Genomic DNA, 18,749 nt, shown 5'->3' on the forward strand with positions numbered 1-18,749 from the left:
AAGCCGGAGTCGGAGCGGGTAGTGGAAAAATTTGACGTTATCATCATTGGTGCGGGTGCGGCGGGTCTGTTTTGCGCTGCTCAGGCGGGGCAACGAGGTAAACGTGTATTACTGCTCGATAACGGCAAAAAAGCGGGGCGAAAAATTTTGATGTCGGGTGGAGGACGCTGCAACTTTACCAATCTCTACACCGAACCCGCCGCCTACCTCTCCCACAATCCACATTTCTGTAAATCAGCCCTGGCCCGCTATACCCAGTGGGACTTTATCGATCTGGTCAACCGTCATTCTATCGCCTGGCATGAAAAAACGCAGGGACAGCTGTTTTGCGATGAGTCTGCCCAGCAAATTGTCGATCTGCTACTAAAAGAGTGTGAGGCCGGAAAGGTGACGCTGCGATTACGCAGCCAGATCCAAAGCGTAACGCGTGATGACGCAGGCTACACAGTTGAAGTGAATGGCAGCACGGTACAGGCTGAAAAGCTGGTGGTAGCGTCTGGTGGCCTTTCCATGCCGGGGTTGGGCGCTTCGCCATTTGGCTATAAAATCGCCGGGCAGTTTGGTTTGAAAGTCTTTCCGACACGAGCCGGTCTGGTGCCTTTTACGCTGCATAAACCTTTGCTGGAGCAATTACAGACGCTTTCCGGCGTGGCGGTACCCGCAGTGATAACGGCGGACGATGGCACGGTGTTTAAAGAAGCCCTGCTGTTCACTCATCGTGGCCTGTCTGGCCCGGCAGTACTGCAGATTTCCAGCTACTGGCAGGCAGGAGAAATCGTCACTGTTAATCTCTGCCCGGAATGCGATCTGGATGCGCTTATTACTCAGGAGCGTGGTGAGCATCCGAATCAGAGTCTGAAAAATACCCTGGCAAAAGTGCTGCCGCGCCGTCTGGTTGAGTGCCTGCAATTGTTGGGGTATATCCCCGAATGCACCCTAAAACAGCTTAACAGCAATCAGCAGGGCGAGCTGGCGATGTCACTGCATACCTGGCGGGTTCAGCCCAATGGTACCGAGGGCTACCGTACCGCAGAGGTGACGCTGGGCGGGGTGGATACGCACGCACTCTCTTCAAAAACTATGGAATCCCGCGATGTGCCTGGTTTGTATTTTATTGGTGAAGTGGTGGACGTCTCCGGCTGGTTGGGCGGGTATAACTTTCAGTGGGCGTGGAGCTCAGCATGGGCCTGTGGGCAGGCTATTTGAAATGTGTGGTGGAATAATAACGTTCGCGCATTAGCCAAATCGAAATAATCAAAGGTACACTGTTCTGCGTCACATAAAACTGTGCGTTAGCGATCATGGCGCATAAAGTAACGTTATGATTATTTATTACATGCACCGATAGCCTGAGATAAGCTTCGCTTGCCCGTGGCATAAATACCCTGAATAATTTTCAAACCGATAGTCTGGCTGTGAGAACTCTGATCAGCATTAAGGCGGTTCGGGCAAACTTTCTCCTGCGGGTTATGGCACAGGTATACCTGAAATAATTCGCGTTGCAGCAAGGTGGCAATCGAAGTAATCCGAACTGACAGCATTTTCAAAGGGCAAACCACGCAAACCGGGCTGGGGATAAATGTGATGTGTACCAGTGCTAATGCTGAGGTGCTAAATTATATTCATACCGCGACAACAAAAATAACGCCCAAAGGTAGCCGGTTATCAGCTGGTGATAACTATTTCTCGACCAAAAAAGAAAACCCGGGGTTAACGCTAAGGATGGATGGTAAAGATCTTTTGCCAGACGTTGGCGTGGAAATAGACGTTCCTGTTACATCTGGATCTTCAGCAGTAAAATTACCGATTGAGGTAACACCACATCTGACTTCCCTCTCCTTAAATAAGCCAACGTGGCTTATTTAAGGAGAGGGGCTGAAAATATTACCAGCTCAATCCCGTTTACCATAGATGTTAAGGAAATCAATAACGACTTATCACCCATGCCTGAATACCAACGCCAGTGACAGGCATATTGACACCCGCGTATGTCGCCATACCCCATTTTCTCTCCGGGAATTGATGGTACGTCAGGGAGCGACTCCTTTCAGGATAATCGGAGAATGTCGCATGACATTCTCCGCATCAGTTTTTTTGCGATGCCTGGTCGTCGTACCTGTCAAAAATTTGCTGTTTTCCCCGCTGTTTTGGATTTGACATTTATCGCCATATCAGGCGGTTTTCCCTTTTTTCGGGTGCACAGCAGAATAGAATAACGAAAATTTACTCCAATAAAAGAGGTGAAAACGTGGTGTTATGAATGCACCCTGAGCGATGAATTTGGTGGATTTAATGACATAGCCGAAAGCCGATCCACCGGAAGAATAACCGCATGGGAATGGATTTTTAATATTTAACGATGATTATGTCAGCTCAGTAAGAATATTTTTTGTTTATTACTGGAGCTTAATGATTTTTTATGGGTTATTAATCGATTTAAATAACGGATCTGTGTATGTGATTATCAATATATTATAGTTTCTCTGTATTCAAATATCACCAGGCAGAGAGGTTTTCTACGTGACCCATGGCCGCAGTAATCAATGCTGTCTTCTGGGAAGGTGTGCTTTTACTTTTTCCTGTTACTTTATTTTTTTGTTTTTTGTCGCTGCGTCATATTTGTTGTTTTTATAGTAAATTTTAAGTAGTTTAATTCCAATTAATTCAAATTAAAGTCAGTAAAAAATTCTTCACTCATTATTAACTTTGTCCTAATATCCTTAAGGATGAGTTAACGAGTTGAATCATGAATGGACTAATTGTCAGTTTATCTTTTACAACTTCTTTATAAGACCGTTTTGTCAGTAATTATCTTAACATTTTTGGTTTTTCTCAAATCACATTCTGTAACCACAGTAGCATCACATTTAATTTTTATGGAAAGCAAATGAAGGAATCACCATGGCTATTTGTGCACGGCCTTTTGCTCTTAATTTTCTGACGTTAACGCTTTTTCCTCTCAGCGTTATGGCCGATCAGAACTGGAGCGTAACGGATGGAACAACGGTGGAAGTCACCGAGGGATATGATTCCACGGACACCACAATTCCATTGTATGCAGCTGGAGCAAACAGCCAGCTTGTTACTGACGATAACCTCTCTTTTTCCACGACGGCGAACAGCACTTATACTGCCCACATCAGGCAACAGGCTGGCCTGACGCTTAACAATGCCCAGCTATCATCCGGGGGGACCAACGCCTATGGTATTTATCTTTATCAAAACAGTTCGCTGTTGATGGAGGGAGGATCGGTCACTACTACGGGAAATTCGAGTAATGCCGTTCAGTCGATTAGTTCCAGTTTGTCCTTAACTGACGCGGCCTTGTCCACTACAGGCTCGTTATCCAGTGGGATTTATATGTCCGGGGGTACGCTGGAGGCCGATAATATAAAGATTTCCACCAGTGGCACCAGCTCGTCATCGCTTTATATAACCGGATCTGCCAGTGGCACATTAAATAATGTAGAAATTTCTCAGAACAGCACCAGCGGCAGTTATGCATTGGCGCTTTATCGCAGTTCTCTCACGGGTAATCAGCTCACCGTTGAGTCAGTTTCAACGACCATGCCCGCTGTTCTGGTTGGTACGGCAGGTACATTAACATTGACCGACAGTAGTATCACCTCCACCTATTCCGGCATCCGTCTGATAGACGGCAGCATAGCGACATTGACTGATATTGATGTCGTGACCAGTGGAAGTTATGCCCCTGGTATTGATGTTAACGTTAATGCTTCCGCAACGGTTCAGGGCGGCAGCTATCTGACAACCGGAAACAGCGCCCACGGTACCTGGTTGTCCCATGCTTCTTCAACGCTTGCGATAACCGATGCCACCTTCACCACCAGTGGAACCAGCTCCCATGCGGTAAACGGTCAGGCTGGCGTGTCGGTGGTGACCAATAGCGTGCTCAGCACTTCAGGCAATTATGGTTATGGTTATTACTCTGAAGATCAGGCCGAAGGGAGTGGGCTGATTATTACTACCTCCGGTGCCTTCAGCTATGGTGCAATGGTGAGTGCGGGCAATATGGAACTCAGCGATACCACTATTACCACCTCAGGTAATGGCGGCTATGGTCTTGTGAGCATGGCAGCGGGAACACTGACCGCCACAGATGTTGTTATCACCACGTCAGGCACAAATGCGGCAGGTCTTTACAGCTCTGATACAAATACTACCATCACCCTGGAAAACAGCACTATTACCACCAGTAACACGTCATCGCCAGCGGCACGAGCCATGAATGGTGCCAGTGCCACCCTGCTTAATTCCACATTAACCACCACGGGTGAGCAAAGTGTCGGCGTTTCAGTAAAGGAGGCATCCGTTATCACCGCCGACGGCATAACCGTCACCACGACAGGCACCTTCTCTCCGGTGCTGCAAACGTCTCTCTCCACGCTGAATATCAGCAACAGTCAACTGAGATCCACGGGGGATTCGGTGGTCCTCTATGCCAACACCCAGGCGGATGGACAGCAGAGTACCGTTACACTGGACAACGTTATCCTGACCAGTGAGCAGTCCTCGGCAGTGCTGGCAGTGGGAACCGATCTTGAGCTGAATTTGCAAAACGGCACGGTGATGACCGGCGGAGATGGTGTGGCCATCAATGCTAGCGCTGCGGAAGATGATGATGGTGTGAAGACTTACTCAACGGTGACGGTCCATGCCTCAGATAATGTCTCCCTGCTGGGTGATATTATCGCGGAAAACGATGAGGACGTGATTACACTGGTTTTAAGTGATAACTCACAGCTTGTCGGTGCCACGCAAAATATCAGCCAGCTCTCCCTCGACAGCACCAGCCGCTGGGTGATAAATGGCGACTCGACGGTGGGTGATTTACAACAGGATGGGATAATTACTTTTAGCAGCGATACCGGTTTAAGCTCTTATTCCCTTTTAAGCACCAATTCAGCCTCAGACACCAGTTTTTACACCCTGACGGTGACTGGCGATCTTTCCGGTTCCGGTGAATTTATCCTGCGGACTGAAATGGGAGACGACCAATCCCCGACGGACAGTCTGCTGGTGGAAGGAAATGCGACCGGTGATTTTGCCTTGACAGTGCTCAATCAAAACGGCCTGGGGGCGTTGACAGATATGGGCATTTTACTGGTAAAGGTTGTCGGCGATGCCAGCCAGGCAACCTTTACCCAGAAAGGCAGTGTGGTGGCCGGCCTGTATGAATATTTTGTTAATCGGGTGGGTGAAAATAGCTGGTATCTGCAATCGTCCTATAATGCGATTGAGTCAGATGAAACTGCTGATGATACGGATTTTGATACCGACCAAACCGTCGACACAGACGATATCGCCGACACCTGGCGTCCTGAAATTGCCGGCTACCTGATGGCACCGTATATGAACGCCGCTTATGGTTTTCAATCGGCCGGAAATTATCATGCCCGCCAGGGTGCTTATCAGAAAGGCAGTGCCGTTTGGGGAAGAACCTATGGACGCCACGATCGCTATCGTTCAGGCCGTTTTTCTTATGATATTAACAGTGCTTTTGTGCAGTTGGGTGGAGACATACTGCACAATGAACTGACGAACGGGTGGCAGGTAAAAGCCGGACCGATGTTGACGCTTGGGCGTATTCGCAGCAGTAACGGTGATAATGCCCGTACGCAGAGAGAAGGGCTTTCTGCCCATGTTGGTAAGACAGAAACGACCACCTATGGCGTCGGTGGCTATTTTACCTTATGGAATGATGATGGCAGCTATTTTGACAGTATCGGGCAGCTCACACGCTACAGTAACCGTTTTAACAGTCTGACCCAGGCGAAAATGGACAGCTACAGCGTTCTGCTGTCCGCTGAGGTGGGCAAACCATTCACCGTTTATGAGCGGATCAGAATTGAGCCGCAGTTTCAGCTGATGGCGCAGTACATGAATATCAGCGAGGGCTATGCCAGCGGTGTGAAACTGAAAGGTCAGAACATCATGACAGGCCAGCTACGTTGGGGCGGTCGGCTGTTCTATGATGCGCCGACAGTGCAGCCCTATCTGAAGCTGGATGTTGTCCGCCAGCTAGGCAGTACGCCTGCGATGATCGTTGATGATCTCACGTTCAGGCCTGAGGTCAGCAAAGGCTACTGGCAAACTGGCGCGGGGGTCACTGGCAAAGTCGCCAGCCAGTTGAGCATTTTTGCAGAAGCCAGCTACCTTCGCGGTATGAAAACGGGTCTGGAAGGCTACAGCGGCAATCTTGGCGTTAAGTATCATTTCTGAGGGTAAAATGGCTTACAGCACAGGGTGCTGTAAGCTTTAATCCCTGCTGAAGGCGATAATTGCAGCGGTTGATAATCGTTTTTTGTGAATAAAATGCAAGCAATGTAGTAGTGATGAAATTACGTTGGTAGCGAAATTGATAATGCCAATGAAACTAATTATCATTCTCGAACAAAAAATTACTAGCTCGGCCACTTATGAAATCGCCATTTACACGCTTTGTCACCTTTTATCACCTCAGTGGAAAAACCCAGTCTGTTATTTTCGCGTCTTTGCTCAGTAGCAGCGGTGCATTAGCGGCAGATACGGTAAAAGATCAAACGCTGACCGTCACCGCAGATCAAACCGGTACTGGCGGCAGCTACAGCCAGGATACCGCCACCACCGCGACGCGAGCAGCCACGCCGCGCAACGAAACCCCGCAGTCAGTCAGCGTTGTCACGCCGCAGGCTATTGAGGACTACCATGTCAAAACCGTAAATGATGCCGTCAAATTTGTGAGTGGTGTTACGCAAGGCAATACGCTGGGCGGGATCGAGGACGGCTTTGTGAAGCGTGGTTTTGGTGCTAACTCAGATGGTTCGATCTTCCTTGATGGCGTGCGCAGCAACCAGGGATTGTCAATGGACTCAACCATTGATCATGTGGAAGTGCTGAAAGGTTCGGCCTCGCTGCTTTACGGTATTCTCAATCCTGGCGGGGTGATTAACCTCGTGAGTAAAAAGCCACAGTACCAGTGGAACACGCACATCAGCGGCGGAACCAGCAGCTTTGGCGGTGGCACGGGTACCGTTGATGTCACCGGTCCGTTGGGGAACGGCTTCGCTTTTCGTATGATTGCTGAACGCCAGCGCGAGGATTACTGGCGCAATTTCGGCGTTAATGAGCACACCTTACTGGCCCCTTCACTGAGCTGGTTTGGCGAGAAAGCGTCGTTTAATCTCAGCTATGTGGAATATAAATACGACATTCCTTATGACCGGGGTACCGCTTTTATTAATAATAAACCGGTTAATGTTCCCTATAATCAGCGTCTTGATGACACCGCCAATCATGCGTGGGGAAAAAACAAGCGCCTGAATTTTAACTTCGCCTATACGCTGGATGATACCTGGGATACGCATTTTAATTACGCCTGGATGCAGCGGCGCTACGACAGTAATGAAGTTCGCGCGACGGCGATTGATACCACCACCGGCATAGTTTCCCGCCGTGCCGACGCGAACCGCGGCTTTAATCATCAGACAACCTGGCTTTCCTGGGATATCGGCGGCAGCCCGGAGCTGTGGGGTATGAAGCATGATGTGGTACTTGGCGTGGATTACGAACAGAACGAAACGTACAAGGCGTACTCATATCGTGGCAAGGTTTCCAAAACCTTCAACATGTACGATCCGGTGTATGGCGAAGAGCCGGTTATCAGTAGCAGCACTTACACTGACAGCCTCAGCAATGTGCGTACCAACCTTTACAGCCGTTCCCTTTTTGCCAAAGACAGTATCCATTTAACCGATAAGTGGATCGCGGTGCTCGGTGGCCGCTATCAGCGCTACACCCAGACCGGCAGCTACGGTTTTGTCAACCCCACCAGCACGTTAAACGATCGCGGGGATGCTTTCCTGCCGCAAATGGGCCTGGTGTATAAAGTGTTGCCTGATGTCTCGCTATACGGCAGTTACAGCCGCTCGTTTACGCCGTCCACAGAAACAGATGACGACGGTAACGTGGCTTCTACGGAAAAAGGCACGACCTATGAAGTGGGCGCTAAATGGCAGATTGTACCGGCACTTTCTGCAACGCTGGCGCTTTATCGCATTGATGAAAAAGACATGTCTGTCTATATAAACGGTGTAACACGTAATATTCCAAAAGCGCGTTCCAGCGGAGCAGAAGTTGAGGTTAATGGTGAAATAACCAAAGACTGGAATCTGATCGCCACTTATAGCTATGACAAAACCAGCATCGTAGAAGACGATACCAATCCTGAAAACGTCGGCAATCGTCTGGTGAATGCGCCAACCAACATGGGCAGTCTCTATCTGACCCATACCATGCGTTTCTCCTGGCTACCGGGTGAATGGCGGATCGGCGGCGGTGGTCGCTATGTTGGTAACCGGGCGGGCGATCCTGAAAACAGCTTCACCATGCCGGATTACACGGTGGCGGACGCTTTTGTCGCCTGGGACAGCCAGTTGGTGGGCAAACACACCCAGATTAAGCTGAATATCAACAACCTGTTTAATAAAGAGTATTACTCATCCAGTGCCGGCAATCTACGCGTCAGCGAAGGTGAACCCCGTGTACTCTACCTACAGGCCGCTGTCGATTTCTGACCCGAGAACCAATGAAAAAAATACTGATCTTTGCGCTGCTGTTGGCAAGCAGCGTGGTACAGGGCAAAACTGTTACCGATATTCTGCAACGCACGGTAGAGATCCCCGATAACCCGCAAAGGATTGTGGTGGGGGAGGGAAGAATGATTTACACCCTGGCGCTGGTGGAAGAGGGCAATCCGGTCAAACGTGTCGTGGGCTGGCCGGGAGATCTGCAACGACTCGATCGTCAGAGCTGGGATCGTTACAGTGCGGCATTCCCGCAGATCAAAACGATCCCGGTTATCGGGACGGGCAACTATGCGCAGATTAGCGTGGAAAAGGTGATCGCGCTTCGCCCGGATCTGGTGATCCTGCCAGTCTATGCCAAACAGGCGAGCAACCATGACAGCTTTCAGCAGCAGCTGACCGACGCGGGCATTCCGGTCATCTACATCGACACGCGCGTTGAGCAGTTAAAGAATACGGTGCCCAGCCTGCAAATCCTCGGCGCGGCGCTGAACGACCAGGCAAAAGCACAGCGATTTATTGCGTTTTATCAACAGCATATGAATCTGATCCGCGATCGTTTGCAGCAGGCGAAACCGGCGCGTCCCAGCGTGATGTTGCAGTTACACATCGGCAGGCGTGAAGTGTGCTGTACTACCGTTGGACACGGTAATATGGCTGATTTGCTGGCCTTCGCTGGTGGAGACAATATCGCAGCAGGCCGCTTTGCCAGCGTGTTCGGGCAGATCTCACCGGAAGCGGTGATTGCGGCAGACCCTCAGGTTTATATCGTCACCGGTATGGCCGGACCGCAGCAGACAGAGCAATTACAATTAGGTCCGCAGGTCAGTGCCGCGCAGGCACAGCACAGCTTTGCTCAGGCACTGCAACGTGAAACGCTCCTTGCAACCTTGCCGGCTATTCGCAATGGCAAGGTGCTGGGGGTCTGGCATAATTTCTACATGAGCCCGTGGCATCTGCTGGACGTGGAGATTTTTGCCAAAGCTTTCCACCCGGAGCTGTTCAACGATGTCGATCCGCGAAAAACGCTGGAGCAGATGAACCGGGAATTTCTGACAATCCCGGAAACGGGAACGTACTGGACGGGCCTGAACAGCGCCAGATAAACTTCTGTTCAGTCGGTTTCGATTAGCGTCGTACAGAAATAAAAGCCCGCGTGTTGCTCGCGGGCTTTTTTTACATGGCGAAGATTAGTTGTCGATATGAGGATGCTGACTAATCAGGTGATTACGCTTCTCTTCCAGCTCAGCAATCTGTGTGCCTATCTCTTCAATCCTGTTCTCAATATTATCGTGATGTTCCTGTAATAGCTCTTTCGCTTCCGCGATATCGGATGCGGCAGGAGTGGCACCACGCAGCGGCTTATTGGCCGTTTCTTTCATCATAATTCCGGTAGCCAGTCCAATGACCGCCACCACCATCAGATAGTACGCTGGCATATACAGGTTGGCGGTGGTTTCCACCAGCCATGCCGCCAGGGTAGGCGTTAAACCAGCCACCAGGATGGAGATGTTAAAGGCGCTTGCCAGTGCACTGTAGCGAATATGGGTGGGGAACATGGCCGGGAGTGAAGAGGCCATCACGCCGGTAAAACAGTTCAGCACCACCGCCAGAGCCAGCAATCCGGCAAAGATCAGCCCCATCACATTGCTGTTTATCAGCATAAAGCAGGGTATTGGCAGCACCAGCAGGGCGATACTGCCGACGATCACAAACGGGCGGCGGCCATATTTATCGCTCATCAATCCCATAATGGGTTGCACAAACAGCATCCCAATCATAATCGCGATAATAATCAGTACGCCGTGGTCTTCGGAATAGTGGAGGTTATGTGAAAGGTAGCTTGGCATGTACGTCAGCAACATGTAGTAGGTGACGTTAGTGGAAATCACCAGGCCAATACAGGCCAGCAGGCTTTTCCAGTGTTTGCTCGCAATCGCTTTGAAGGAAACTTTCGGGCCGTCGCTCAGGCCTTCGCGGTCGCCCTGTTCCAGCTTATCCACGTGCTGCTGGAAAGCCGGTGTTTCTTCCAGGGCGTGTCGCAGATAGAGACCAATAATACCCAGCGGTAACGCGACGAAAAACGGGATACGCCAGCCCCATTCGAGGAATTTTGCCTCGCCAACCAGGGTTGAAATCAGTACCACCAGACCGGCACCCAGCACAAATCCGGCGATTGAACCAAAATCCAGCCAGCTGCCCATAAAACCACGTTTACGGTCTGGCGAATATTCTGCAACAAAAATCGATGCGCCGGTGTATTCGCCACCAACCGAAAAGCCTTGCGCCATTTTACAGATCAATAGCAGAATCGGAGCCCAGATACCTATTGAGGCATGTGACGGGATCAGGCCAATACAGAAGGTACTCACCGACATAATAATAATGGTGATGGCGAGAATTTTCTGGCGACCATACTTATCACCCAGCGTACCAAAGAATAAACCCCCCAGCGGGCGGATCAGAAACGGAACAGAGAAAGTCGCCAGTGCGGCAATCATTTGCACGCCAGGATCGGCCCCCGGAAAGAATACCTGGCCCAGCGCATAGGCAACAAACCCGTAAACCCCAAAGTCAAACCATTCCATCGCGTTGCCAAGTGATGCGGCGGTAATCGCTTTACGTAATCTGGCATCATCAATGATTGTTACGTCTTTCAAGCCCATTGGCTTAACACGCTTCCTACGTAGCTTCATATAAAACACCCTGTAATTAACTGTTTTTCCTAGCATAATTCTGCCATTTGTCAGAAAAAAAATAGTGTGTCTGACGAAATGGTACGAATTGCGTAGGGTGATTTGACCCTACTGACAGTGGCATAGATCGGGCGCTTGCGCTGCCTGAAACTATGTCCAACCATGCTAAGTATATCGTCTCTTCGGGATGTAACATAATTCATACCCTAAATCATATTGGATAGCTTATTTAAGCGGCGCTTAAATTCTGTTCACTTTCTGGCTATTTGCATTACAAAATAACTATATAAATAATACGTTAGAGGATAAACCCATTGAGTCAGGCAGCCCTGCTAACCTGCACGGGCGGTGAAAACAGGGCAGGCTGGTTTTCGGCGGTCATTCTGCAAGTGCATCTCAAATCAAGGCGGTAATGTTATGAAAATGAGTGATATTCCTTTTGGTACCACCGCATGGTCAATGCTTCCCGCGACAGAACATCCAGGTGAAACAGGCCTTGCACTGTGGAAGACGCAACATTTTGGCGGAGTTCGCGTCAGAATGGTTGAATATACCGCAGGATACCTGGCAGATCATTGGTGTAGTAAAGGCCATATTCTGCTATGCCTTTCCGGTGAACTGCACACTGAACTGGATGATGGGCGCGTTTTCACGCTTACCGCAGGGATGAGTTATCAGGTAGCGGATGATGCTGAGGCGCATCGCTCCTGGACGAACAGTGGTGCGCAACTGTTTATTGTTGATTAAGCACCTGCCATGCGTGGCCCGCCGTCTCAGCACGCCATAAGCCAGCCATTGCTGGCTGAAGACCCGCGTAATTAAGTCGTTGGCCCGTGGTGGAACAACCATTTTGAAAAAATAAGGTTATAGTAAAAACTCATGTCCTCCCCTGAAGGTGTTGATTTTCATGCCCGATCAACCTGTACCCGCGCCGAGCGGTTTACGTTTAAATCTGCGCATTATTTCTGTGGTTATCTTCAATTTCGCCAGCTATCTCACCATCGGACTGCCGCTGGCGGTGCTGCCTGGCTATGTCCATGAGGTAATGGGATACAGCGCGTTCTGGGCCGGGCTGGTGGTCAGCCTGCAATACTTCGCGACCCTTATCAGTCGGCCGCACGCCGGACGTTTTACCGATCGCCTGGGGCCAAAAAAGGTGGTGATCTTTGGCCTCTGTGGTTGTCTGCTTAGCGGGCTGTGCTATGCGCTGGCCGCCCTCTGTGCAGGATGGCCGATACTCTGTCTGGTGCTGCTCTGCCTGGGTCGGGTTATTCTGGGCTTCGGGCAGAGTTTTGCCGGTACGGGAGCAACACTCTGGGGCGTCGGCGTCGTCGGTTCGTTGCATATTGGCCGGGTTATCTCCTGGAACGGGATTTTCACCTACGGTGCAATGGCTGTTGGTGCGCCTCTGGGGGTGGCAATTTATCGTTGGGGCGGCTTGTCATTGCTTTCCTGCATTATTATTGCCATCGCGCTGGTGGCGATTCTGTTTGCACTACCCCGGCCATCGGTAAAAAACAGCAAAGGGCAGCCATTACCGTTTCGCGCGGTGCTGGGCAAAATATGGCATTTTGGCCTGATCCTTGCGATGGGATCGGCTGGTTTTGGGGTAATAGCTACTTTTATCACGCTGTTTTATCAGGCTAAGGGATGGGAAGGCGCGGCCTGGGCGTTGACCTTGTTCAGTAGTGCATTTGTGGGCACCCGTTTGCTTTTTCCAGGTGCTATTAATCGCCATGGCGGGTTGATTGTGGCTGTCGTCTGCTTTGCGATCGAGGCCGTTGGCCTGTTTCTGGTATGGGGATCGGCAGAACCATGGGTGGCTAAACTGGGCGCTTTCCTTACCGGAGCCGGTTTCTCTCTGGTCTTCCCGGCGGTGGGCGTAGTGGCGGTAAAAGCCGTGCCGTCACAAAACCAGGGAAGCGCGCTGGCGACCTACACTGCGTTTATGGATTTGTCGCTGGGCATTACTGGCCCGCTTGCCGGGATGATAATGAGCTACTTTGGCGTGCCGGTTATCTATCTGCTGAGCGGCCTGCTGGTCTGCCTTGCGATGCTACTGACGCTGAGGGCACAACGCAGGCAGGCGTAATGGCTCTTACCAGGCCCGGTTACCGGGTCCGTCCTGAGCGCGTTAAACCAAGGCGGTTTTTACTGTCGTGCGATGCCTGGCTCAGAGGTGGTTAGCGGATACCCGCAGAGGCATCGCTGGTAAGGGCATTTAAGGGATGAGGATGATACCCCTGCCGTGCGGACAGGGGCGGTCAGTTATTTCAGCGTGATGCTCTTAATGATGTTGGCCGCTTCTGTCTGCGACTGTTGCTGATTATCCGCAGGCAGGGTGATTTGCAGGGTCATCAGCTTATTGTCAACTTTCGCCAACACCACCGAAGACCAGACTGACTGGTTTTTAGCCGAGATCACCGAGTCCAGCTGTTGGGCTGGCTGGCCTTGCAGTTCAACAGATTTGTTAGTAACCACTTGCAACTGTGGATCGCGGCTGCGTTGCTGCTGCTCCAGACGTTTGGAGAGGGCGTCCAGCCCCTGGTCAGAAGCCTCTCCCTCAATCACGATAATCGCTTTTTGCCCGGATGCATCGGCATACACATGCATATTGTTGGCCTGGGTACCCAGCTTGCCGCTTTGATCCGACATACCGGAAGGCAGTGAAAAGCTCATCTTGCCATCCATCAGCGTCACTTTCTGACTGCTTTGGCTGCTGCCACTGTTATCGGCGGCAGCGTCATCTTTTTTGCCGTCGCAGGCGGTCAGTCCAACCACCAGTAAACCAATGCCGGCATATTTGAGTAAGTTACGCATCATAATCTCTTTACGTTAGTCGTGTGCCTGTTACTGCCACTCATAAAATAGTAATCCGTTGATAAAAGCAACTGACACTCAGTGGCAGCATGTAGTGTAGGTGCTTAATATCTTTTCAGACACCGGTTTTTGATGGTGTGCCCAACGGCCTGCCTGAAAATAAACAATAAGAGGGAAAAACGGTGGGTGGGAAAATAACCTGACGGCCTGACATATCAGGCCTGCTAAAAGCCAATGCGGGATAGTTTCCCGCACCGTTGCTTAGCCGAAGTTCAGTCTGACGTGGGTGTCCTTTTCCGCCAGACGTCTCAGGGTGGCATTTAACAGTACGCCATAAGCGGGCAGGAAAAATAACAGGCAGATAATCACTTTAAAACTGTAATCCACCAGCGCAATTTCCACCCAGTTCTGTGCCATAAAAGGGTCGGTGCTTTTATAGAAAGCGATAAAGAAAAAGGCCAGGGTATCACTGATATTGCCAAGGAACATCGCTGACGCCGGTGCGATCCACCATTGTGACAGCTTGCGCAGCCGGTTGAACACATGCACATCCAGAATCTGCCCAAGTGCATAAGCCATAAAACTGGCGCAGGCAATACGGGCGACAAACAGGTTAGCCGCTTTCAGCGCGGCAAAACCCTGCCATTCGCCCTGATAAAACAGCGCGGAAATGACATAAGAGATAATCAGCGCCGGGATCATTACCAGCAGTATGATGCGGCGGGCCAGTGGCGCACCGAAAATGCGTACGGTTAAATCAGTGGCGAGAAAAATAAAGGGAAAGCTGAACGCGCCCCAGGTGGTATGCAGGCCAAAAATGGCAACCGGCAGTTGTACCAGATAGTTACTGGAGGTGATCACCAGTACGTGGAACAGCGACAGCCAGATCAACGCATGGGTGCGCTGTCGTGAAGAGAAGGAAATCATCATGTGACCTTTTTGAATAATGGGGTGAGGGAACCCAAACAATCATTATCTCGCCGCAGCGATTGCGCGGCATATTACCGAAACAACCTGCCAATGCAATGGTTAATTTTAGCGCAAACGTTATCGCCGGAAACCTCGCTGGCTGAGAGGCTGGCGGCTGAAACTCAGTGGTAACGGCTCGCCTGTTGTCGCGCTGAGTGATAATGAATTTATTCCCGCACTCACATTGAGTATCTGTACCCAAAACGCGCCATGCAGTAAGGCACCGTCTCTGTCTTTTTCACCATCATGGCGTTTTTTATCTAAAGACGTCACCTGTATACAACGCGGTGGCACAGATTCAGCGCGCCGTTACAGTCCGGGATGGTGGGTTTACGTTATCCCTGACCGCCAGCTCCAGAGGGAAGGTTTAAGGGATATGTGCTGTCACGCTCGGTGAGAGCGCCGCAGTACAGTCAAATGCGCTCTCTCACTTCTAAAAGCTGCTTTGCCATTCTTGAACAGAGATTGGGATAAATGATTAACACTATCGGGCATTTTTGGCATTAGTGATGCGTAATCTAAAGTAAGTATGTACTCACTAAGATCAATGTTTACCATTGCCGGGTAAGATAAGACATCAGGGTATCGTTTAATAATCAGCCGACACCGGATCGCTTCGCTGGCGTGCGCGACAATATGCTGACGGTCGGGGATGACGATTTACAGCTAATTCAGGCCCGGCGAGCAACCACATTAAACCCGGTGCCTGCATTGCTTGCAGATGCTTGCGCGGTCAGTAAAATAATCCGGGATTTTCCCTAACCAGAGAATGCTATGTCTGATTTGTTCGCTAATCCCGATCACACTCTTGACGCACTTGGTCTGCGTTGCCCGGAGCCGGTAATGATGGTGCGTAAGGCAGTTCGCCATATGCAGGATGGGGATACGCTGTTAATTATTGCTGATGATCCCGCCACCACGCGTGATATTCCGGGTTTTTGCCGTTTTATGGAGCATACCTTGGTGGCGCAGGCGACAGAAACCACACCGTATAAATACCTGCTCAGGAAGGGGCTTTGAGCAATTTCTCCGGGTGGAGTCAATCAGCCAGAGCGGAAACTGCCACTCTGGTCTCAGGCAGTCAGTATTTAGCGGTTACCGGCATTATCTTTCCGTAATGCATTAGTTTTTGACGACAGCCACAGCGCATAGCTGGTGCAGCCAACAGCCAGTAAAACCTCAAAGGCCAGATATCCCCAGGTGGGGGACGGTGATAAGGCGTGCATTATTGCCTGTGCGCCAACGACGGCACCGCCAATATACAGCCAGCGTTGCAGGCGTTGTGTTTGCTTCAACGCTTTATTTTCATCCGTACCATGCTTTTCCATTTTCTCTGCTTCTCCTGTTCTTATCCTTGATGCTTACCTAATAAGCGCAATGCGTTAGCGGTCACTAACACTGTTGCACCTGAGTCGGCCAGTACCGCCAGCCACAGACCGGTGATCCCAAGCAGCGTAGTGATCAGCAACATGCCTTTCAGCGTCAGCGCCAGCGCGACATTCTGCCGTATAATAGCATGGGTCGCACGAGCCAGACCGATCATCGTCGCCAGCCCGGTCAGACGATCCCTCGTCAGGGCTGCATCTGCCGTCTCCAGCGCCACGTCGCTACCGCTGCCCATGGCAATGCCAACACTGGCAGCCTTCATAGCCGGCGCGTCGTTGATGCCATCACCTACCATCGCCACCGGAGCGCGTTGGTTAAGTGTGCGAATTGCCGCCACTTTATCCGCAGGTAACAAACCCGCACGAAACGCAATCTTCAGTTCTTCTGCGACAGCCGCTGCCGCGAGGGGATTATCCCCGGTCAACATCACCGCACCTACGCCAAGGTTACGTAGCGCCTGCAGGGTGGTAACCGCTTCTTTTCTCAGGGTATCGCGCAGAGCAATCAGGGCGGCCGGGCGCATATCCTCCAGCATCACAACAACGGTGTGCCCGGTGGCTTCCAGCTGTTCTTTCTGCGCCAGATGCGTTTCGCTCAGGCAGTTTTCCGGCACCCTTGCCGGGCTGCTAATTAAAAGTGTGCGACCACTCACTACCGCTTCAATTCCTTTACCTGCGAGCGTCATCTGAGCGCTTGCGGGTAAAACAGGCAGGTTGCGACGCTCTGCCAGCCTCACAATGGCGTTTGCCAGAGGGTGGGAAGCACCGCGCTCTACCGCAGCCGCCTTCGTCAGTAGTTCAGCCTCTGTTTCTCCATTCAGGCTGATAATCTCAGTGACCTGTGGTTTCCCTTCAGTCAGCGTGCCGGTTTTATCAAAAGCCAGCGTTCTGACCGCATTCAGACGCTCCAGCGCGGCTCCGCCTTTAATAAGCACCCCCCGGCGTGAGGCGGCCGCCAGGCCAGAAGTAATTGCTGCGGGTGTGGAGATCACCAGCGCGCATGGACAGCCAATTAACAGCAGGGTCAACCCCTTGTAGATCCACGGTTGCCACTCGCCTGCGAACAGCAACGGCGGCAGCACGGCGACCAGCAGTGCTACCGCCATGACGAGCGGCGTGTAAATACGGCTGAAACGGTCAATAAATCGCTCAACCGGGGCGCGATGTGTTTCCGCTTCTTCAATCAGATGCAGAATACGATCGATAGCGCTTTCTCCCGGTTGGGAAACCACTTTAAGCCTGACTAACCGGTCAATGCTCAGACTGCCTGCGGCGACCACCTCTCCTGGCTGCCGCTCAACCGGAAGCGATTCGCCGGTCAGCGCGCTTTCATCAAAACTGGCCGGCGCGTTAAGCAGGCTGGCGTCGGCAGGCAGGCGGGCACCGGCTGCCACCTCGATAATATCGCCGGGACGAAGTGCGCTCAGGGCGATGACCTGGCGCGTCTTCCCATCGATGCGAACGGCTTCCTCCGGTTGCAATGCCATCAGAGCAGTAACGCCGTGGCGTGCACGTCTCGCGGCAAAGGACTCCAGCCGTTCTCCCAGCATAAACAGCAGCAGCACCATGGCCGCCTCTGTAGTGGCACCGATAAACAGAGCACCGATGGCCGCGACGCTCATCAGCGTTTCGATAGCAAAAGGCATCCCGCTTTTTATCAGTCCGCCAGCGCGGCGGGCGACAGGCCAGACGCCAATAAAGGTAGCCAGCGTAAAGGCCGCCTGCCCTGCCTGCGGATTGAACTGACGGAGCAGCCAGCTGGCTGAGAGCAGTACCATGAGCATCAGCAGAAAACCATTGTCTTGCCAGAAAGTGTTCCGGGGCTGGGCGAGTGGGGCTGTGCCGCTGCGTGTCAGGGTAAACCCGGCTTCCTGCACGGCAAATTCGACCTGCTGGCGAACATCGTGGGTGGCATTGACCACCAGTTTTTCGGTAGCAAACAGCACTTTTGCGTGGGTCACCGAGGGCAGTTTACTTAACGCATTTTCTATTTTTCGCGCGCAGGCCGGACAGTCCATGCCAGCAATCTGCCAGCGCCAGGTGGGCAGCATATCCGACTGGCCGTTTTCCTCTGCGGGATTTTCTGTGGAGCAGCAACCCGCATCATTACAACCGTGGTTGCCGATGGCTGGCGCGGTGATGGGGCTCACTTTGCTGATAACCGGGCGGAATGTATGGCGGTGATCCGGGTGGCGGGCGTTAGGGTGGTCACCGCCGTGAGATGAGGAAGAATGTGGGTTCATGGCACCTCCTGATAAAACCAGGCGGGAAACATTCCCACCACGGCGTTATCT

13 protein-coding genes are annotated in these 18,749 nt (G+C 51.6%); 8 read left to right on the forward strand and 5 right to left on the reverse strand.

The features are described from left to right. Positions 1-21 precede the first annotated feature (21 nt). The 5 genes from EB241_RS12380 (at position 22) to EB241_RS12400 (ending at position 9,691) form a co-directional block, all read left to right on the forward strand. Complete coding sequence (locus EB241_RS12380; RefSeq protein ID WP_124233479.1) at positions 22-1,206, forward strand: BaiN/RdsA family NAD(P)/FAD-dependent oxidoreductase; 1,185 nt, start codon at positions 22-24, stop codon at positions 1,204-1,206. Between the two features lie 303 nt (positions 1,207-1,509). After that, positions 1,510-1,866, forward strand: coding sequence for a hypothetical protein (locus tag EB241_RS12385; protein ID WP_124233480.1), 357 nt, complete (start codon positions 1,510-1,512; stop codon positions 1,864-1,866). Between the two features lie 1,035 nt (positions 1,867-2,901). After that, on the forward strand, positions 2,902-6,243 hold the full coding sequence (locus tag EB241_RS12390; RefSeq protein WP_124233481.1) for an autotransporter outer membrane beta-barrel domain-containing protein: 3,342 nt from the start codon (positions 2,902-2,904) through the stop codon (positions 6,241-6,243). A 197-nt stretch (positions 6,244-6,440) separates the two neighbouring features. Further along, positions 6,441-8,576, forward strand: a complete 2,136-nt coding sequence (locus tag EB241_RS12395) for a TonB-dependent siderophore receptor (protein ID WP_124233482.1) — start codon at positions 6,441-6,443, stop codon at positions 8,574-8,576. Positions 8,577-8,587: 11 nt separating this feature from the next. Further along, positions 8,588-9,691: an ABC transporter substrate-binding protein gene (locus tag EB241_RS12400; protein ID WP_124233483.1), complete on the forward strand. Its 1,104-nt coding sequence runs from the start codon at positions 8,588-8,590 to the stop codon at positions 9,689-9,691. An 84-nt stretch (positions 9,692-9,775) separates the two neighbouring features. Here EB241_RS12400 and proP read toward each other — a convergent pair whose 3' ends face one another. Continuing rightward, a complete protein-coding gene (gene proP / locus EB241_RS12405) occupies positions 9,776-11,281 on the reverse strand; it encodes a glycine betaine/L-proline transporter ProP (RefSeq protein ID WP_124233484.1) in 1,506 nt (501 codons plus the stop codon). A gap of 417 nt (positions 11,282-11,698) precedes the next feature. On the opposite strand from proP, the gene EB241_RS12410 reads away from it, so the two are divergent. Next, entirely contained in the window at positions 11,699-12,028 is a 330-nt protein-coding gene (locus EB241_RS12410) for a DHCW motif cupin fold protein (RefSeq protein ID WP_124233485.1), read from the forward strand. 160 nt (positions 12,029-12,188) lie between these two features. Further along, entirely contained in the window at positions 12,189-13,373 is a 1,185-nt protein-coding gene (locus EB241_RS12415) for an MFS transporter (protein WP_124233486.1), read from the forward strand. Positions 13,374-13,549: 176 nt separating this feature from the next. Here the strand turns inward: EB241_RS12415 and EB241_RS12420 are convergent, their stop codons facing one another. Further along, positions 13,550-14,101, reverse strand: a complete 552-nt coding sequence (locus tag EB241_RS12420) for a DcrB family lipoprotein (RefSeq protein ID WP_124233487.1) — start codon at positions 14,099-14,101, stop codon at positions 13,550-13,552. 261 nt (positions 14,102-14,362) lie between these two features. Next, entirely contained in the window at positions 14,363-15,028 is a 666-nt protein-coding gene (locus tag EB241_RS12425; RefSeq protein WP_124233619.1) for a 7-cyano-7-deazaguanine/7-aminomethyl-7-deazaguanine transporter, read from the reverse strand. Positions 15,029-15,844: 816 nt separating this feature from the next. Between EB241_RS12425 and tusA the strand changes: the two genes are divergently transcribed. Next, a complete protein-coding gene (gene tusA / locus EB241_RS12430; RefSeq protein WP_124233488.1) occupies positions 15,845-16,090 on the forward strand; it encodes a sulfurtransferase TusA in 246 nt (81 codons plus the stop codon). Between the two features lie 68 nt (positions 16,091-16,158). Here tusA and EB241_RS12435 read toward each other — a convergent pair whose 3' ends face one another. Then, positions 16,159-16,398 (reverse strand): hypothetical protein, encoded by a 240-nt coding sequence (locus tag EB241_RS12435; protein WP_124233489.1) that lies wholly within the window; start codon positions 16,396-16,398, stop codon positions 16,159-16,161. A 20-nt stretch (positions 16,399-16,418) separates the two neighbouring features. Then, complete coding sequence (locus EB241_RS12440) at positions 16,419-18,698, reverse strand: zinc/cadmium/mercury/lead-transporting ATPase (protein ID WP_124233490.1); 2,280 nt, start codon at positions 18,696-18,698, stop codon at positions 16,419-16,421. Positions 18,699-18,749: the final 51 nt, after the last annotated feature.

This window comes from Erwinia psidii (assembly GCF_003846135.1).
Lineage (GTDB): Bacteria > Pseudomonadota > Gammaproteobacteria > Enterobacterales > Enterobacteriaceae > Erwinia > Erwinia psidii.